The sequence below is a fragment of the Schinkia azotoformans LMG 9581 genome, assembly GCF_000307855.1.
Taxonomy (GTDB): Bacteria; Bacillota; Bacilli; order Bacillales; family Bacillaceae_J; genus Schinkia; species Schinkia azotoformans.
In genome coordinates, this window is record NZ_AJLR01000146.1 from 234,006 (window position 1) to 252,025 (window position 18,020).

At 36.4% G+C, this 18,020-nt stretch carries 19 protein-coding genes; 17 read left to right on the forward strand and 2 right to left on the reverse strand.

The window, feature by feature from the left end; translation table 11 throughout:
- The first annotated feature begins 26 nt into the window (after positions 1–26).
- Together BAZO_RS17420 and paaX are read left to right on the forward strand one after the other, a co-directional pair.
- A complete protein-coding gene (locus BAZO_RS17420) occupies positions 27–803 on the forward strand; it encodes an enoyl-CoA hydratase-related protein (RefSeq protein ID WP_004432247.1) in 777 nt (258 codons plus the stop codon).
- A 161-nt stretch (positions 804–964) separates the two neighbouring features.
- Positions 965–1,831 carry a phenylacetic acid degradation operon negative regulatory protein PaaX gene (paaX, locus tag BAZO_RS17425; RefSeq protein WP_004432248.1) on the forward strand — a complete coding sequence of 289 codons (867 nt, stop codon included), beginning with the start codon at positions 965–967 and terminating at the stop codon, positions 1,829–1,831.
- Positions 1,832–1,868: 37 nt separating this feature from the next.
- Here the strand turns inward: paaX and BAZO_RS17430 are convergent, their stop codons facing one another.
- Positions 1,869–2,384, reverse strand: coding sequence for a gamma carbonic anhydrase family protein (locus tag BAZO_RS17430; protein WP_004432250.1), 516 nt, complete (start codon positions 2,382–2,384; stop codon positions 1,869–1,871).
- A gap of 72 nt (positions 2,385–2,456) precedes the next feature.
- On the opposite strand from BAZO_RS17430, the gene BAZO_RS17435 reads away from it, so the two are divergent.
- The 7 genes from BAZO_RS17435 (at position 2,457) to paaI (ending at position 8,921) form a co-directional block, all read left to right on the forward strand.
- Positions 2,457–3,407 carry an NAD(P)H-dependent flavin oxidoreductase gene (locus tag BAZO_RS17435; protein ID WP_004432252.1) on the forward strand — a complete coding sequence of 317 codons (951 nt, stop codon included), beginning with the start codon at positions 2,457–2,459 and terminating at the stop codon, positions 3,405–3,407.
- A gap of 309 nt (positions 3,408–3,716) precedes the next feature.
- Complete coding sequence (locus BAZO_RS17440) at positions 3,717–4,595, forward strand: branched-chain amino acid ABC transporter permease (RefSeq protein ID WP_004432255.1); 879 nt, start codon at positions 3,717–3,719, stop codon at positions 4,593–4,595.
- 1 nt (position 4,596) lies between these two features.
- On the forward strand, positions 4,597–5,607 hold the full coding sequence (locus BAZO_RS17445; RefSeq protein WP_157382165.1) for a branched-chain amino acid ABC transporter permease: 1,011 nt from the start codon (positions 4,597–4,599) through the stop codon (positions 5,605–5,607).
- Between the two features lie 21 nt (positions 5,608–5,628).
- Positions 5,629–6,417, forward strand: coding sequence for an ABC transporter ATP-binding protein (locus tag BAZO_RS17450; RefSeq protein WP_004432257.1), 789 nt, complete (start codon positions 5,629–5,631; stop codon positions 6,415–6,417).
- On the forward strand, positions 6,414–7,166 hold the full coding sequence (locus tag BAZO_RS17455; RefSeq protein WP_004432258.1) for an ABC transporter ATP-binding protein: 753 nt from the start codon (positions 6,414–6,416) through the stop codon (positions 7,164–7,166). The genes BAZO_RS17450 and BAZO_RS17455 overlap by 4 nt, the downstream gene beginning before the upstream one ends.
- Positions 7,167–7,297: 131 nt before the next feature.
- A complete protein-coding gene (locus tag BAZO_RS17460) occupies positions 7,298–8,509 on the forward strand; it encodes an ABC transporter substrate-binding protein (RefSeq protein ID WP_004432259.1) in 1,212 nt (403 codons plus the stop codon).
- 10 nt (positions 8,510–8,519) lie between these two features.
- Entirely contained in the window at positions 8,520–8,921 is a 402-nt protein-coding gene (gene paaI / locus BAZO_RS17465) for a hydroxyphenylacetyl-CoA thioesterase PaaI (protein WP_004432260.1), read from the forward strand.
- Between the two features lie 78 nt (positions 8,922–8,999).
- Here paaI and BAZO_RS17470 read toward each other — a convergent pair whose 3' ends face one another.
- Positions 9,000–9,425: a PaaI family thioesterase gene (locus tag BAZO_RS17470; protein WP_004432261.1), complete on the reverse strand. Its 426-nt coding sequence runs from the start codon at positions 9,423–9,425 to the stop codon at positions 9,000–9,002.
- 402 nt (positions 9,426–9,827) lie between these two features.
- Between BAZO_RS17470 and BAZO_RS17475 the strand changes: the two genes are divergently transcribed.
- The 8 genes from BAZO_RS17475 to BAZO_RS17510 all read left to right on the forward strand — a co-directional run bounded on the left by BAZO_RS17475 (position 9,828) and on the right by BAZO_RS17510 (position 17,954).
- Positions 9,828–10,949: a ferritin family protein gene (locus BAZO_RS17475; protein ID WP_004432263.1), complete on the forward strand. Its 1,122-nt coding sequence runs from the start codon at positions 9,828–9,830 to the stop codon at positions 10,947–10,949.
- Between the two features lie 15 nt (positions 10,950–10,964).
- A complete protein-coding gene (locus tag BAZO_RS17480) occupies positions 10,965–11,264 on the forward strand; it encodes an MmoB/DmpM family protein (protein WP_004432265.1) in 300 nt (99 codons plus the stop codon).
- A gap of 8 nt (positions 11,265–11,272) precedes the next feature.
- Positions 11,273–12,790 carry a ferritin family protein gene (locus BAZO_RS17485; RefSeq protein WP_039957665.1) on the forward strand — a complete coding sequence of 506 codons (1,518 nt, stop codon included), beginning with the start codon at positions 11,273–11,275 and terminating at the stop codon, positions 12,788–12,790.
- A gap of 16 nt (positions 12,791–12,806) precedes the next feature.
- Positions 12,807–13,097 carry a hypothetical protein gene (locus BAZO_RS17490; protein ID WP_004432271.1) on the forward strand — a complete coding sequence of 97 codons (291 nt, stop codon included), beginning with the start codon at positions 12,807–12,809 and terminating at the stop codon, positions 13,095–13,097.
- 48 nt (positions 13,098–13,145) lie between these two features.
- Complete coding sequence (locus tag BAZO_RS17495; protein ID WP_004432272.1) at positions 13,146–14,168, forward strand: NADH:ubiquinone reductase (Na(+)-transporting) subunit F; 1,023 nt, start codon at positions 13,146–13,148, stop codon at positions 14,166–14,168.
- Positions 14,169–14,546: 378 nt separating this feature from the next.
- The gene (locus tag BAZO_RS17500) at positions 14,547–16,451 is read left to right on the forward strand and encodes a XylR N-terminal domain-containing protein (RefSeq protein WP_004432275.1); all 1,905 of its coding nucleotides are present in this window, start codon (positions 14,547–14,549) and stop codon (positions 16,449–16,451) included.
- Between the two features lie 174 nt (positions 16,452–16,625).
- On the forward strand, positions 16,626–17,540 hold the full coding sequence (locus BAZO_RS17505; RefSeq protein ID WP_004432276.1) for a catechol 2,3-dioxygenase: 915 nt from the start codon (positions 16,626–16,628) through the stop codon (positions 17,538–17,540).
- 120 nt (positions 17,541–17,660) lie between these two features.
- Positions 17,661–17,954, forward strand: coding sequence for a 2Fe-2S iron-sulfur cluster binding domain-containing protein (locus BAZO_RS17510; protein ID WP_039957667.1), 294 nt, complete (start codon positions 17,661–17,663; stop codon positions 17,952–17,954).
- Positions 17,955–18,020 lie beyond the last annotated feature (66 nt).

Genomic DNA, 18,020 nt, shown 5'->3' on the forward strand with positions numbered 1-18,020 from the left:
TATAAGATAAAAAGGGAGCGCTTTTTATGGCAAAAGTAATGTTTGATGTAAAAAATTATATTGGCTATGTGACCATTAACCGACCCGAAGTGCTAAATTGTTTTGATTATGAAACTTTGGCATTGCTTGGAGAAATCGTTGATGAAATTCGAACAAATAAGGATGTTAGAGTTGTTATTTTTACTAGTGCTGGCAACAAAGCCTTTAGTGCAGGAGCAGATTTAAAGGAGCGCAAAACATTACCAGATTCAGAGGTTCGTAGGAACGTCAATAAAATTCGTACTGTATTTAATGATATTGCCTTATTACCGCAACCAACCATTGCTGCTGTTAATGGGCATGCTTTTGGTGGTGGGTTTGAGCTAATGTTAGCATGTGACTTTAGAATTGCTGTTAAGGAAGCAACAATGGGGCTTACTGAATTGAAATGGGCTATTATTCCAGGAGCTGGAGGCACGCAGCGTCTTCCAAGATTAATAGGTGAAGCAAAAGCAAAAGAAATGATTTTAACCGCGAAAAAAGTGTCTGCGGATGAGGCAAATATCCTTGGTGTAGTAACAAAAGTAGTTGAACAAGAAAACTTGATGGATGAATGCATTTCACTCGCGGAAGAATTGATGTCTAATGGTCCCGTAGCGTTGCAGCAGGCGAAATATGCTATTAATTATGGCATGGGAGTGGATTTGCAGACAGGTTTGGCAATAGAGGCAAAGGCCTATGAAATGATAATCCCGACAAAAGATAGGGTTGAGGCTTTAAAAGCTTTTAGTGAAAAAAGACCACCAAACTTTATAGGGAAATAGTATTTAAGAAAACTATGAATATGTCGTAATATGGAGTTTTTTTACTATTTTTGCAAAAACTATAACATAAGGTATTTGATATCATCCTCAATTTATAATAATATATAAAATAGTATAGTAAAGAGGGATGAATCTAGGTGACTAATATAAATACACGATCTATGATTTTTACATTATATGGCGACTATATTAGCCATTATGGAAATGAAATATGGATTGGCAGTTTAATCCGTTTGCTTGAAGAGTTCGGTCATAATGATCAATCAGTAAGAGCGGCTATTTCGCGAATGGGGAAACAAGGTTGGGTAACTTCCTCTAAAAAAGGTAATAAGAGCTATTATTCCCTTAGTAAAATGGGTGTAGCACGTATTGAAGAAGCAGCCAAACGTATATATAAATTAGGCCCTGAAAAATGGGATGGCTATTGGAGAACACTAACCTATACGATTCCCGAAGAAAAGCGGAACTTACGTGATGAATTGCGTCAGGAATTAGTGTGGAGCGGGTTTGGTATGCTCTTAAATAGCTGTTGGATATCTCCCAACAATTTAGAAGATGAAGTGAAGTTATTAATAGAAAAGTATAAAATTGAATCATATGTCCATTTTTTTGTATCAGAGTACAAAGGTCCTGCTGATAATGAAGCACTTGTAAGACAATGCTGGGATATCGATAATATTAATGCTAAATATGAAGAGTTCATAAATGTTTACAGCAAAAAATATGTTGTGGATAAAAATAAAATTTCGAACGGTGAAATGACAGATGCAGAATGCTTTGTTGAAAGAGCCAAGTTGGTTCATGAATATCGCAAGTTCTTATTCATAGACCCTGGCTTACCTGAGGAACTCTTGCCAAGCAAATGGCTTGGTGGACACGCTGCATCGCTGTTTAGTGATTATTACAAAACATTGGCTGAGCCTGCCAATCAGTTCTTTGAAAGTGTGTTTGAAAAAGATAATGAAATGCATAAAAAAGACAGTGAATATGAGGTTTTAAACCATCCATATATGGTAAACAACAATTAAGAAAAAATGAAAAAGAGGCTGAAAAGCCTCTTTTTCATTATAATGATAATTGCTCCTTAAATTCTTTTCCCTTTTGGACGTACGTATCTACAGAAAGTTGAATTAGCTCATAGTCCTTCTCATTTAATTCTCGCACAACTTTTCCTGGGGAACCAACAACTAAAGAGCGTGGTGGAATGTTTTTGCCTGAAGGGATTAGTGTGTTTGCTCCGATTATTGTATATTCACCTATTTCAGCACCGTCCAGTATTGTCGACCCCATACCTATTAGTGCTCCTTTTCTTACGGTGCAGCCGTGTAAGATAACATTGTGTCCAACTGTAACATCATCTTCAACAACTAACGGATAGTCTTCAAATAAATGGCATGTAGTATTGTCTTGAATGCTACATCGCTCACCTATCTTAATGGGTGCTTCATCTCCCCTTAGGACGGCATTAAACCAGATGCTGGATTCCTTTCCAACAGTAACATCGCCTACAACTCTTGCACCGGGTGCGATAAAAGCGCTTTCGTCAATTTTCGGCATTTTATTTTTATATGGATAAAGCATTTCCAACTCCCCCTATATATGGTAATTTATATACAAGGTTATTATAACACTTTTTAAACGGGGTGGTAAAAAATGAATAGGTTATGTGGGCAATTAGGGATTAAATACCCAATTTTTCAAGGTGGTATGGGTAATATTAGTAATGCTATTTTAACTTCAGCGGTATCGGAAGCAGGGGGCTTAGGCACAATAGGGGCCGGGACAATGACTTCAGGTGAGTTGGAAGAAATTATCCAACAGACAAAGGAAATGACAGATAAACCATTTGCCGTAAATATTGCGATAGGTGTGTCTCCTTATGTGGATGAATTGATAGAGTTGTTAATAAAACATCGTGTGCCTGTTGTTTCTTTATCGGCTGGCGATCCAACTGCATTTATTGAAAGGTTTCATAATGCAGGAATAAAAGTAGTGACTGTTGTCGGTTCTGTTAGACATGCTCAAAAGGCAGAAGCTGCAGGATCAGATGTAATTGTGGCTGAAGGGTATGAAGCAGCCGGAATTAATTCAAATTATGAAAGTACGACATTAACTTTAATACCACAAATTGTTGATAAAGTAACAGTACCGGTGGTTGCAGCTGGAGGAATTGCTGATGGTCGTGGTTTAGCAGCAATGCTTGCGTTAGGTGCAAGCGGAGTTCAAATTGGTACCCGGTTTATAGTTACAAAAGAGGCACCATTTAGTAAGGAATATAAGCATAAAATATTGTCTGCAACAGATACCGATACTGTAATTGTAGGACGTACGGTAAAACGTGTACGCCGTGTCTTGAAATCTCCTTACTCTAAGAAACTATTAGAATTTGAAGGTAGTCCGGATTATACACTAGCGAAATTCAGTGAATTCACAAGTGAAAAATTCCATAAGATCGGAGCTGTTGATGGAAATTTAGAAGAAGGCTTTATTAATGGCGGTCAAATTTCAGGAATAATAAACGATATTCCCACTGTTAAAGAATTAGTAGAGCGGATGATTGCTGAAGCTGAACTTGTTATGAATTCATTAATAAAAAAGTTGTAGTTTTTATAATAACACGAAATAAAAACGAAATACGAAAAGTGGTCATATAAAAACTTAGAAATAACGTGGTAAAGTTCTAAAAATATTTTTGAATCGGTAGTATAGGATTAGTCCTGTACTATTTTTTTTTTGAAAAAAATCAAGGTATATTAGGAATGTTTATAAAATAAACAAAAAAATATAATAAGTTTAAAAAATATTTAAAATATTATTGACAATTAATATTTGAAAACGGTATCATTCTAAATATAGCGTTCTAATAATTGGGCGTTACAAAAACGTCATATTTAATTTAGGAGGGGTATAGTATTGGGAGAACTGTTGCAATTTTTGATTACTGGTTTAACAATCGGTAGCATTTATGCGATCGTTGCATTGGGTTTTGTAACCATATATAGCGTTACGAAAGTAATAAACTTAGCCCAAGGAGAGTTCGTCATGTTGGGCGGTATGACAATGTTTACTTTGCTTTCATTAGGGCTACCTTACTTCATTGGATTTTTATTAACTATTATTATTGTCGTAATTTTAGGCTATTTATTAGAATTAACCATTATAAGAAGAGCACGAAAAGCAGATGCACTTAGTCTTATCATCTTAACAATTGGAGCTTCTATTTTTATCCGTGGTATTGCGAGTATGGTTTGGGGAAAAAACCCGGTGAAAATTGAGCCGTTTATGAAAAATGATCCTATTAATATAATGGGGGCTGCGATTACCCCGCAAAGTATTTGGGTAATGATTATTTTACTAATATGTGTTACTCTACTATTTTTCATTATGGAAAGAACAATGATAGGGAAGGCTTTCCGCGCCTGTTCAGCTAATCCAATGGCGGCAAGGTTAATGAGTATAAGCCCTGCGAAAATGTCCTCATTCTCTTTCGTTCTAAGTGCAGCACTCGGAGCAATTGCCGGACTTGCAATAGCACCCATACTTTTTCCTGCATATGATATGGGGTCAATGCTGGGGATTAAAGGATTTTCAGCTACTATTCTTGGAGGATTAGGAAGTGCACCAGGAGCAGTCATTGGCGGCTTGATTCTCGGCTTGATGGAATCATTTGGTGCGGGTTATATTAGTTCAGGATTAAAGGATGCCATTGTTTTTGGAGTAATCCTTATCATATTATTAATTCGCCCATATGGCATCATGGGAGAAAAGAATGTTGGAAAAGGAGGGCTCTAATTTGAAGGGTCTTCAAAAGACAAGTTGGATTGGTTTGATGGCTTTTGCGGTTGTGATGATAATTTTTCCCCTAGTTATTACTCAGTCATTTTATATTACTAAAGCAACATTTGCTGGTATATATACAATTGTTGCGGTTAGCCTAGGGCTATTAATGGGATTTGCGGGTCAAATTTCGCTAGGGCATGCAGCGTTCTATGGTGTCGGAGCCTATACAACAGCTGTACTTTCAACTACTTACAACTTTAATCCGTGGTTAGGGCTGATCTTTTCCATGTTGATACCAGGGATGATCGCCTTTTTGATTGGGTTTACGATGTCACGTTTAAATGGATATTATCTCGCTATGGCAACGCTTGCATTTGGGATTATTGTTCATGTTTTATTAGTAGAATGGAAGTCTGTAACAAATGGTGCCTCCGGATTATATGGAATTCCTAAGGTAGAGTTATTTGGATATAGTTTAACTCAAGGGTTATCTTACTATTACTTTGTATGGGCTTTTGTATTAATAATTATTGTTATTTCCTTAAATATTATTAATTCCAGAATTGGACGGGCACTCCGTTCTATTCATGGCAGCGAAATTGCAGCAAGTGCAATGGGGGTTGATGCCGGAAAATATAAAATGCAAGTATTTATAGTAGGAGCAATGTTTTCAGGACTGGCCGGTTGGCTTATGGCCCATATGAGTTATAGCATTTCCCCTACATCCTTTACGTTGGATGCATCGATTATATTCCTTGCAATGGTTGTACTAGGTGGAAGCACCAGTATTTGGGGAGCAGTTGTTGGCTCTTTACTAATTACCTTAATTGGAGTAATCGTTAAAATTCTTGGGGAGCACATCTCTTTTATTACAAGTGATTTTGAACATGTACTATATGGATTAATTTTAATGATAGTTGTTATATTTCTTCCAAAGGGGTTATTACCCTCACTTGTGCATGTTTTCCAATCTAGACTTTTCAAATATAGGAAAATGAAAGTCTCTGAAGATATACAAATGTAAAAGGGAGGGAGATCAAAGCGAATGAGAAACTTGTTGGAGGCTCATGGTCTTACAAAAAGCTTTGGAGGCGTAGTTGCAAATCGTGATGTTTCGTTCACCCTTGAAGAAGGGCTAATTGTTGGTTTAATTGGGCCAAACGGTGCAGGTAAAAGTACGATGTTTAACATGTTATCTGCTGTATTTCCCCCTACAACTGGTGAGATTAAATATAAAGGCCAGAGAATCGAAAAAATGTCATCCTATAAAGTTTGTGAGTTAGGCATCTCGAGAACATTTCAAAACTTACAAGTATTTAAAAACATGAGCGTTTTAGAAAATGTGATGGTTGGACATCATTCAAGAACAAAATCAGGAATGCTTGCTGCTGCCTTACGCTTCCCCAGTGCTAAAAAAGAAGAGAAAATTATTCTTGAAGCAGCAATGGAGCAAATCAAATTTGTTGGTTTAGAGGATCTATATGATGTAAATGCAGGAAGTTTGCCATTAGGCAAGCTCCGCTTACTAGAATTAGCAAGAGCACTGGCAACGAAGCCTGAACTTTTACTTTTAGATGAGATTGCAGCGGGTCTGAATCATATTGAAACGCTTGAGATGAGTGAACTTATTAAAAGAATTCGCAATAAGGGAATATCTATCTTTGTTGTAGAACATGATATGGATTTGGTTATGGGCATATGTGACAAGATTATCGTTCTGGACCAAGGAATGAAAATTGCTGAAGGAACACCTAAGGAAATACAAAATAATGAAAAGGTAATAGCAGCTTATCTTGGTGAGGAAGCCGAGGAAAAAGTCGAGGTGATAGGATGATAAAAAGAATAGATCGCGAGAAAATATTGGATATCAAAAACCTACATTTTAGTTATGGCCCAATTAAGGCTTTAGATAACTTGTCCCTCCATGTACATAAAGGAGAGATTGTTGCATTGTTAGGTGCAAATGGAGCGGGGAAAACAACATTACTTCAAACAATATCCGGATTAAATAGCGCTGATTCGGGTGAGATAATTTTTAAAGATGAGAGCATTACTAAGCTATCAGCTGAAAAAATTGTGCAACGGCATCTTATTCATGTGCCAGAGCATAGACAAGTATTTTCAACGATGAGTGTCTTGGATAATTTACATCTTGGCGCCTATCATCATTATCAGAAAACAAAAAAGAAAAATGTCGTTCAAGAGATCGAAAAGCTGTTTGAAATTTTTCCTATTCTTGAAGAGAGAAAGGATCAGTTGGCAGGAACACTATCTGGCGGCCAGCAACAAATGTTAGCGATTGCAAGAGCAATTATGTCTAAGCCTGACTTATTGCTTCTAGATGAGCCATCCCTAGGATTAGCACCAATTGTTGTGAAAGAGGTACTTGAGTTAGTAAAGAATTTACGCGATCAATATAATACAACAGTATTATTGATAGAGCAAAATGTATTTGCATCTCTTAAAATATCTGACCGTGCCTATGTTATACAGCATGGTGAAATTGTTAAAGAAGGTTCTGCACAAGAATTGCTACGAGATGAAAATGTTAAGGAAGCTTTTTTAGGTCATGCAGTAGGATAATTGATTTTATGTTAATTGGTTGTTTGGAATTTAGGGGGTAAATGGATCTGCGCATAATTTTCCATTTATTATAAATATTCAAAACAGTAAATTAACTAAAATAAAATTTTGAAAAAAATGGGGGTTTGAAAATGAAAAAATGGTTAAATTTCGGGATTATTTTTCTATTTGTTGGAATGCTTCTTACAGCTTGTGGTGGCCAGCAAACAGGAAACACATCTAAGTCGACAACAGAAGAAAACAAAGGAGAAGAAACAAAAACTCCGGAGGTTTATAAAATTGGGGCAATTTATTCGAAAACAGGCCCTGCTAGTCCACTTGGTGAACCTGAATGGAATGCAACATTGCTTCTTGAAGAACAAATAAACGCTAATGGTGGTATTAATGGTGTGCCGGTAAAGGTTATTCTTGCTGATGATGAGTCTAAGCAGGAAAAGGCGATTGAAGAAATGAACCGTTTGATTCATGACGAAAAAGTGAATATTATTCTTGGAACTTCAACGACCGGTCCTAGTCTTGCGATGAAAGGACTGGCAATGGAAAATCAAATTCCGATGATTTCAGCTGCTGCAGCTACATCCGTAGTTGCACCTGTTGAGGAGTCAACATGGGTGTTTAAGACACCACATTCTGATTTACACGCAGTAACACGTATTTATCAGTACATGAAACAAGAGGGAATCACAAAAATTGCTACTTTAACAGATTCAAATGCATATGGTGCTGCTGGATTGGAAGTACTTAAAGAATTATCTGGTGAAAATGGCATCGAAATCGTAACTTCTGAATCTTATAATACAAATGATACAGATATGAGTGCACAATTAACGAAGATTAATAATTCTGGCGCGGAAGCTCTAGTTGTATGGGGAACAAATCCAGGTCCAGCTATTATAGCGAAAAATATGAAAGAATTAAGCATGACAATGCCACATATCAGCAGTCATGGTATTGCAAATAATACATTTATTGAACTAGCTGAAGGTGGAGCTGAGGGCGTTGTTATCCCTACAGGTAAATTATTGTTCCCAACCCAAATTGAAGAGTCAGATCCACAATATGAAGTAATCAAGAATTTCTATGATGCTTATCATTCAAAATTTGGCGGAGAGCCAACACAATTCGGTTCTTACGGATATGACAATATGCTTTTAGCTATTGAAGCACTGAAAAATGCTGGTACAGACCGCCAAGCAATCAGAGATTATCTTGAGACAAAAGTTCAAAGCTTTGTAGGGGCAACAGGTACATTTACATTCTCTCCTGAAGATCATAATGGTTTGTCAGCAGATAGTATGGTATTAGCAGAAGTTAAAGATGGAAAGTGGATGCTAAAAAAGTAGGAGTGGTGTAATGGATACTAAAATTACGGAAAGAGTTACAAATGATCCTTATGCTAAATTATTGGGGATGTCGGTTGATGAAATCGCAGAGGGATTTGCAAAGGTTTCGATGGATGTAACCGATAATATGCTGAATATTCACGGTACTGCAAATGGCGGAGTCATTTTTTCACTTGCAGACGCAGCGTTTGCAATCGCTAGCAATACGTATGAACAACAGGCAGTTGGAATTAACGTGAATATTAACTTTATTGCAGCAGGTTTTTCTAATGATAGATTAATAGCAGTTGCCAAAGAAGTTTCTAAAAATTCTAAATTGGGTTTCTATAATATGGAAGTTAGAAATGAACATGATCAATTAATTGCAACTGCTGATGGCATGGTTTATCGTAAAAATAAGATAAATGCTTAAATGGAAAGGGGTATCCAAATAATCGGGCTTAAGATTATTTGAATGCCCCTTATGCTTTGTCAAATTAAAATTTTAAATCTAATGATTTTCCATAATCAACACGGAAGAGACAGCACTTGCCACTTTCTTATCATTTTGGATCACATCTGCCAGAACATAAGCAGTTCTTTTTCCTAATCTTTCCACTCTAGCTTCTACATATATTTCCCCGATTTGGGCTGGTCTATGAAAAGTTGTATGTAAATCAATAGATGTGAATGCTTGATTATCATTTAATTTTGATGCGATAGCATAAGCCATCATTGTATCTGCTACTGCAGAAAGATAACCACCCATAACCACTCCAATACCATTAATAAATTTTTCATCTACTTGCCAAACTCCACGAGCTATACCATCATCAGAAAAAGTAGGCTGCAGCTGTAATGTTAAATCACAGTTTGGTGGTATATTCCCTTTTGTTACTACCTCCACTAAATCTTTTGGTCGATATATTTTTTTCATTGTCAAACTCCTTTATACTTACATTTTTATAGCTTATATATATTATTATGCTTTATATATATATTTCCTTCTAAATATATTAAAAACATAATGTTTATTAAATTTTACAAACATTTTAGTACTAAATATTTAGAAAATTATAACAAACCGTGTTGTTTAAAGTTGAAAGTGCTTTCAATACAATATAAATATCAAGTGAAGCGGAAAAAAGAGGAGGTGTACTGTTATGCAAGGTAATGGTAAAAAAGACGGAAAGTGCTGTGGGAATTGCTCCGGAAAGACGTCATGTTCAGATAGTCATGGTGAAAAGAAATACTAGTAGCTGATACATCATTCATATTTGTATGTAGGTAATAAAATTAAATAGCATTAGTAGAGTAGAAGTCTAGGAGGGAATTGAAAATGAGTGCTGATCAATCATCACAGATCAAACCAATTCGTGAAAAACCTTTTACATGGGATACGAAAAATGAATATGAAGAAGTAACGTTAAGAATGCAAACTTATATGCATTATCATTATCGTAATATTTTTGATGAAAGAGATTATGATCTTTATGACCCTCGCTATACAAGAATTAAATCTTCTGATTGGGAAGCGTTTAGAGATCCGAAACGATATTGGTATACAACCTACACTAGGGATAGAAAAAATCTAGCTATTGAAGTGGAAAATGGGTTTAAAAATGCACAGGAATTAGGAATAATCGAAAATCTGCCAAGCCAATGGGCAGATGCGCTACGTGATATATACACTCCTTTACGCCATATCGAATATGGTGAAAATGTCCAAATGCAGCATGTAATTCGCTATGCTCTAGGTACGCCGATAGAGCAATGTGCTACTTTTCAAGCCTATGATAAAACAGGTAGAGCACAATGGATTACACTTTGGGCAATGAATATGCAGGAGCATCATGGTAATTTCCTAGATCATAGTAAGGAGATTCTATTAAATGAGCCTGCTTATCAGCCATTACGCAGCTATGCTGAAGAATTATTAGTAACAAACGATTGGGCGGAAGTAATTTTAGCAGAAAACCTTACTTTAGATCTTTTGTTAGGGAATTTAATGTATAAACATTTAACTAAGGAAGCTGGAAAGTTTAACGATTATCATCTTTCAGTATTAAATTTAACGATTAATAAACAAATGAAATGGCAATCGGATTGGGCTTTCGCACTATTTAAACATTTTGCTAATGATAAACCAACGAGCCGTTGGGATTATTTGAAGTCATTAGGGTACGAGGAGTGGCCTGGTGATTATCGTTGGGGCAGAACACTCACTGACCCAAGGGAGACACCAGAGGAAAACTTGAGCAATTTAGAAATCATTCAGGAATGGGTGGAGAAGTGGTATCCAAAAGCATATAAAGCTGTTTTAGCACTTGCACCTTTATTTGAAAAACACAATCTTGGTATAGATTTGGAGCAAATATTGAAGCAAATAGAGGAAGAGGATATTATTCCACTTTACAAAAAAGCAGGAATTCCATTTCATTGTGCGGCTTCACCAGTCTAAAGAGGAGGAATGAAGATGTCTGTTGATACAGTTAGATATGTTGGTATCGATTTAGATACTAGTGGCGGGGAGGTTATCAAAGCAATTATCGCTGCTGCAAAGGATGACAATACGGGAGTAGAAGTTGATGATTTTTCAACATTTATTAAACTAAAGGCTCCCAATGAGTTGATTATTAACAGGTGTAATGTGGAAGAGCATCTAGGAAGAGATTGGTCTATGGATGAACTTCATATTTATATGGCATCCTATTTTGGCTTTATGGAAGAGATGGACGATGAACAGCTAATCATTCGTTGGAATAACGTTGACTAAAAAATGAGGTGAGTTCTTTGGCAGTTAAACTTAGTTCAAAAGATCAATATAAATATTTAACTAGAGATTTAATGTGGGAACCAAAAGACTTTGATATGAAAACAGTGTATCCTTTAATCGAAAAAGAAGGAATTCATATTAAAGATCCGAAAAAATGGGAAGATCCTTTCCGTATGACTTACAATCAATATGTAAAAATTCAATCGGAGAAGGATTCTATCTATCATTCGGTGGTTAATGCTTTTGAAGCCAATCATGGACATGCAAAAGTAGTAGACTCCCGATGGTATGAAGGGGTAAAAGCGTTTGCTGTAGCTGTTCAGCCAGCAGAATATCAAGCACACCGCTTAATGGCTTATATTGGAAGGAATATTCCAATTGAAGCAATCCGTTTTGCTACTTTTGCCCAAGCAATCGATGAATTGCGCCACGCACAAATTGAGATTAAACATTATGCCCATATGAGTAAATATTACGATGGTCTACATTCCTATGCTAAAACAAATGAGAATCATTGGTTTAACACCGTTCCAAAGTCATTCTTTGAAGATGCATTAAGTGCAGGACCATTTGAAGCATTGATGGCGATTTCCTTTTCATTTGAATATTGCTTTACAAATATTTTGTTCTTGCCATTTGCTTCCTCAGCAGCTGCTGTTGGTGATGAGCATTTTGCTGCGACAGGTAAAACAGTACAATCGGATGAATCAAGACATATGGCGCTCGGAATGTCTGCCTTGAAAATGCTATTAGAAGAAGATGACCGAAACGTTCCGATTGTTCAGAAGTGGTTGGATAAATGGTATTGGAGAGCCTACAGAATGTTTTCTGTTGTATCAGTAATCGTGGATTACTACCCGCGTATTCGTCCAATCTCATGGAAAAAAGCTTTCGAAATCTATATTGAAGACCAAGTATTTAATGGCTTATTTAAAGATCTAAGAAAATATGGTATTCGCCTACCTTTACATGCAGAAGATAGCATAAAGGAAAAAGAACATTACTCCCATGCCACTATGAGAATTTTAGATCATTATAAACATGCTAATGTATTTAGAACATTTAAGCTGCAGCCGGATGATTATGAGTGGCTGGCAAGTGAGTACCCAAATACGTTTGACCAATATTATGCGTCTTATTATAAGCGTCAAGGTGATCACGCATTAGCTGTTACTAGTCCGGGAATCCCATCTGTATGTAAAGTATGTCAAATTCCATTGGAATTTGTAAATCCGGATAAACCAACACAACAATGGACACAGTACAGTGAATACAATGGTGATATCCATATGACATGTTCACCAGGCTGTAAACATTTATTTGAATCAGAACCACAAAAGTATATGCAAATGTGGTGGCCAGCTGAAGCTTATGTAAGTGGTGAATTTGGAGAAAATGTTCCGATGGATCTGTTTAAGTATTTAGCGTTTAGTCCTGAAGAAGCGGGAGAGCATTACTCATCTAGAGACCGTTTACGTTGGCTGCAATACCGCCAAGTTATTAATTTTGATAAGAGATTCAAATAATTGGAGGTGAATACAATTGGCAATCAGTTATTTACATGATCCAAACCATTTGTTGGTCCATATAGTTCCATCTTCTTTAGCTGGCGGGGATGAATTATTAACCTATATCGCACTTAGGGCAAAATATGATATGACGGGATTAGATTTAAAAGAAGCCGGTCTTAGCTTATGGAACTTAAATGAAGACAATCATCGCTATAAGTTAGTGACATGGCTTGGTGGTCAAGATGTCGATGTCGATGAAAAGAAAACATTGAAAGAAATGGGAATTAGAAACGGTGCACCAATTCAAATCATTGCAGTCTAGAAGACTATAAAAATATTCAAATAGCATAAAAGGGAGGACTCATTTGTTATGAGTAAGACAATGGTAGAAACATATGAGGTCACTCTTGAACCTAGCGGGAATCAAATACAAGTGAGGGAAGGCCAAACGATTTTGGATGCCCTTATCCGTAATGGTATTCAAATACCGTATGGGTGTCGTCATGGCAGCTGTAGTGCTTGTAAAGCTAGGGTGCTGGAAGGTAATTATGAAATTATGGGGAGAGTATCCGAATACTCTCTTCTCTCCTTTGAGAGAGATGATGGCATGATTCTTCTTTGCAGCACATTGGCAGAGAGTGATCTTGTAGTGGAAATTGAAGAAGAAGAGGAAGAAGGCCTAACATTTTATCCGGTTGTTGATTTTGAAGCAACAGTCGAAAAAAATGAGCAGGTTACACCAGATATTCACATTATTGATCTGGAGTTGACCGAACCAACAACTGTACCTTATGGCGCAGGGCAATTTTTCGAATTTCAGGTTCAAGGTGAATCAGAACTCAGGTCCTATTCCGCGGCAACTAGATATATTGATAACAAAAAGATTCAGCTTCATGTTAAAAGAATTCCAAATGGCATTGGCTCGAACTATATGTGTGACCTTAAAGTTGGAGCAACTGTAAAAGCTTCGGGACCATATGGGAAAATGCAATTACGTGATCGCGATAAAGATTTAGTGTTTGTTGCTGGCGGTTCAGGTATGGCCCCAATCAAGGCTTTGCTTGAAGAAGTTTTTTCTGCCTCTTTTGACCATGAAGCATGGTTTTTCTATGGGGCTAGAACAGAACAGGATTTATATTTAGTAGAAGATTGGCTTGAATTGGAACGAAAATATCCAAATTTCCACTTTATCCCTGCACTATCCAATCTTTCAGATGACTCAAATTGGAGTGGGGAAAGAGGATTTATTGCTGATGTAATCAAGAAAAAGATGGAGTCATGTAGTGGGATGGATGCTTACCTTTGCGGGCCGCCGATCATGTGCGAAACGGTAACAGATGCCTTATATGGAAAAGGCTTAAGAGGAAACCATATCTATTTAGATGAATTTTAGTTATTAATTAAAAACTGTCAGGAACCAAATTCAGATTCCTGACAGCTTTTAGGAAGTAAGTGATATCCTATATAGGATTCTTCTATAACATCCCCCTTTTTTAAAAAACAATTAAGAAAATTTCCAGAAAAGACGATGGTTGTTTCATATATAGCAACACAATCCTTGTATATGGGACAAACTTTGATATATTGATTATACAAGACATTTTTTGTATTATCAAATACGCCTCGGCGTATTTCTGCCTCAGATTTTCAGAGGCATCCGCCGGAGGCTTAATTTCATTCAGTAATTGCTGAATGAAATTAAAGCGCTGTCATTTGTTGATTTTGACATCAAGAGACTAGAATAATTTTCTTGGATCGAGGTGGTATTGTATTGGCGAATCACTCTTCAGTTGAAAATGAATCTGTTATTCGATTTCCTTCAGATGGTAAGATCTATTTGAATAACCAAAGAGTCTTTATTACCTCAACAGCGGCTATGAGTCTATTGCGTCAGGGTTTACTAGAGATGGTTGGAGAGATAAGAACGAGACAATTTCTTGTGTTGCACGGATGGAGTCTTGGCGTTCATGATGCATCTATTACCTTACAAAATAATACGAACAAGTCTAAAGAAGAAATGATTCTTGATGGGCCAAAATTGCATACCCAAAAAGGTCATGTCTATGTCCGACCTTTAAAGCTCGAGATGGATATAAAAAAGAATAGTTTCTATATGGAAGGAATTTGGCGGCATTCACATGAAGCTGAAGAATGGAAGAAGCTTTTTGGTTTAGACAACAGACCAACTTGTTACACAACGATTGGCTATGCCAGCGGCTATATATCAACAATCTTAGGAATGAAGGTTATTGTAACAGAGATCAAGTGTGAAGGTAAAGGTGACGACTGCTGTCATTGGATTGCTAAGCCGGAGCGAGAATGGAAAGACAAAGAAGTTAAAGAGTTATTTAGTTTTAATGAAACTAGCTTAATTAAAGAGTTAGAGTCAGCTTATGAACAAATAAAGGAAGAAAGAGATAATCTAGATAAATCTTTTACCATCCATAAACGCTTAACTAGTGAATTAATCCAAGGCCATGATTTGCAGTCTATTGCAAGCGTTCTCTTTGAAACATTGGATGTACCGATTATGTTTGAAGACCATCAATTTAACGTGTTGGCAGCAGCAGGATTAGACGAAAAAGAAATAATAAAGAATAATGAGCAGATGAAGTGTTATAAAAATACAAAAATGAAACGGTTTAAAGAATTGAAGTTGGAATTTCTTAAAGATTTCAAACCGGCCGTTGTGCAGGTTGCTAGTCAACATTACCGCTTAATGATTCCGATTATATTAAATCATCAGGTTACGGGTTATTGTTCTGTCATAAGACCAACAGATAAATTTTCAATCTTGGAAAATATGATGATCGAAAGGTCGTCGGTAGTTTGTGCGATGTATCTTCTAAATGATCGAACTGTGATTGAGGCAGAACAACGCATGCGTGGGAATTTTTTAGAAGAAATTCTATCGGGCAAAATGAGTAAACAAGAAATTATAAAAATGGGTCACTATGTGAGTGTGGATTTTTTAAAGCCCTTTCATATAGTAGTGGTTAACGTTTTTCATACGGAGCATAATGTAAAGGAAGAAATTGAATGGAAAGATGACCTCGTTACCAAAATATCGGGATTTTTCAAAAAGATGTCCATTCCAATACTAATAACCTATAAATCAGAAAATTTTGTAATCTATATTCAGGATGATATTTTAAATCAGTGTAATAAGACTATACAGAGTCTCACCGAAGAGATTATGACGGTTTGTTCAAAGTCATACCCGTGTCCTACTTTTTATAGTGGTATTAGCACATGCCAGGATAATATCGAGTTAGCTAAAAATCAACTCGAAGAAGCTTTGACAGCGGTGAAGCTTAGTACGAAATCTAAACCAATTACTAGTTATGAAGAGCTTGGGTTTATTGGACTTTTAATTCAGACTGGAGATAAAGAGGCAATTAGAAAATATTCGATTCAAGTATTAAAAGATCTATTAGAATACGATAACCGAAAGGGCATGGACTTGACGAAAACACTGTATCACTATATTTTGAATGGCGGTAATTTGGAACAAACCGCCTGCAGCTCAGCCTTATCCATTAGTGGATTAAGATACAGGATTGAGAAAATAAAGGATATTTTGTCTGTAGACATCCGTCAACCAGCCTCAAGTTATCCATTATTTCTGGCAATACAAATGCTTATTATTTTAGGTGAAATACAATTTGATTTGTAACAAAATGTTAACAACTATCAAAAATTGACTGAAAATAATTCTATTATTTAGTTTATACTGTATGTATATGTCTGAAAATAATCAAAAATTAGAATATTTCGTAGGAAGACAATACTATTGAAATATTTTAATCTATAAATTAGTAAAAATAATAAAATTAGGGGGAATGTTGTAATGGCAATCATGCGCTTAGGAAGAGTAGAAATCGGATGTCCAAACTGGGAAAAATCTATTGAGTATTACAAAAATGTAATCGGTTTAATTGAAGTTGCTCGTGAAGAAGATAGAGTTTATTTAAAAGCTTGGGATGAGCACGATCATCACAGTGTTATTCTGAAAAAGAATGATTCTGCAGGTTTAGTTCATTTAGCCTTTAAATGTGAGTTTGCCTCTGATTTAGATCTATATGAAGAAAAATTAAATAACTATGGTGTAACTACTGAGCGTGTACCGGCCGGAACTCGCCTTGCTGAAGGAGAAGCGGTACGTTTCGTAATTCCTACTGGACAAACTGTAGAACTTTATAGTGAAATTGAAGTAGTAGGCAATGGCTTACCACTGGTGAATCCAGATCCATGGCCAGATGGATTAGTAGGAATGCATCCAACACGCCTAGATCATTTATTGGTTGCCGGAGACGATGTAGATGGGGCAGTGAAGATTTTCACAGACCTTTTCGACTTTCATGTAAGTGAGCAATTAGTAGCAGGGGAAAATAATGATGTTACTATTTGTAAATGGTTATTCAAAACAAATACAGCCCATGATATTGCTATTATAAAAGGCCCTCAAAATGGACTACACCACTTTGCATTCTGGTTAGATGAGTGGGTTGAACTAAGAAATGCTGCTGATATTATGGCTAAAAATGACGTCATGATTGATGCAGGACCAACTCGTCACGGTATTACAAGAGGTACAACAATTTACTTCTTTGACCCATCTGGTAACCGTAACGAAGTATTCTGTGGCGGCTATATCACATATCCTGACTCTCCAACGATTACTTGGACAGAAGATACGATTGGTAAGGCAATATTCTACTTCGAAAGAGAATTAAACGAAAGATTTACGACTGTATTCTCATAAAAAATAATATAAAGATAACAAGGAAGTTTCTCGATTTGGATGCGCTCGGGAGCGGTACCAAATATTCGGGAAACTTCCTTCTACTTATTATTGAAATTTTCAACAAAGGGGTTATGTAAAATGGGAGCTTATAAAGTAGTTATAAGAGAAAAAGAGATAGCTGTGAGGGAGAATGAAACGATCCTTAATGCATCACAACGCCAAGCAGGTGGAATTTTTGTCGGCTGTAAAGGTGGTGGTTGCGGGATGTGTAAAGTAAAGGTTGTCAGTGGACATACATTAGATGGAATTGCTTCGAAATCTGTGTTATCAGATGACGAACATTCTGCAGGCTACCGTTTAGCATGTCAAAGTATGCCAATAACCGATATGGTTGTAGAACCATGCAGAGAAATGAATAAAATTCTAAGATAATCAAAAAAAGGCTGATCCTTAAATTTTAAGGAACCAGCCTTTTCGCTTTTCTAATGCCTAGCTCCA

Bases quoted from the DNA above. Each gene is read 5' to 3' on its own strand.
- paaI (WP_004432260.1), top strand. From the start codon at position 8,520: ATGGATACTAAAATTACGGAAAGAGTTACAAATGATCCTTATGCTAAA.
- BAZO_RS17435 (WP_004432252.1), top strand. From the start codon at position 2,457: ATGAATAGGTTATGTGGGCAATTAGGGATTAAATACCCAATTTTTCAA.
- BAZO_RS17510 (WP_039957667.1), top strand. From the start codon at position 17,661: ATGGGAGCTTATAAAGTAGTTATAAGAGAAAAAGAGATAGCTGTGAGG.
- BAZO_RS17505 (WP_004432276.1), top strand. From the start codon at position 16,626: ATGGCAATCATGCGCTTAGGAAGAGTAGAAATCGGATGTCCAAACTGG.
- BAZO_RS17460 (WP_004432259.1), top strand. From the start codon at position 7,298: ATGAAAAAATGGTTAAATTTCGGGATTATTTTTCTATTTGTTGGAATG.
- BAZO_RS17455 (WP_004432258.1), top strand. From the start codon at position 6,414: ATGATAAAAAGAATAGATCGCGAGAAAATATTGGATATCAAAAACCTA.
- BAZO_RS17430 (WP_004432250.1), bottom strand. From the start codon at position 2,384: ATGCTTTATCCATATAAAAATAAAATGCCGAAAATTGACGAAAGCGCT.
- BAZO_RS17480 (WP_004432265.1), top strand. From the start codon at position 10,965: ATGTCTGTTGATACAGTTAGATATGTTGGTATCGATTTAGATACTAGT.
- BAZO_RS17475 (WP_004432263.1), top strand. From the start codon at position 9,828: ATGAGTGCTGATCAATCATCACAGATCAAACCAATTCGTGAAAAACCT.
- BAZO_RS17495 (WP_004432272.1), top strand. From the start codon at position 13,146: ATGAGTAAGACAATGGTAGAAACATATGAGGTCACTCTTGAACCTAGC.
- BAZO_RS17450 (WP_004432257.1), top strand. From the start codon at position 5,629: ATGAGAAACTTGTTGGAGGCTCATGGTCTTACAAAAAGCTTTGGAGGC.
- paaX (WP_004432248.1), top strand. From the start codon at position 965: ATGATTTTTACATTATATGGCGACTATATTAGCCATTATGGAAATGAA.
- BAZO_RS17470 (WP_004432261.1), bottom strand. From the start codon at position 9,425: ATGAAAAAAATATATCGACCAAAAGATTTAGTGGAGGTAGTAACAAAA.
- BAZO_RS17420 (WP_004432247.1), top strand. From the start codon at position 27: ATGGCAAAAGTAATGTTTGATGTAAAAAATTATATTGGCTATGTGACC.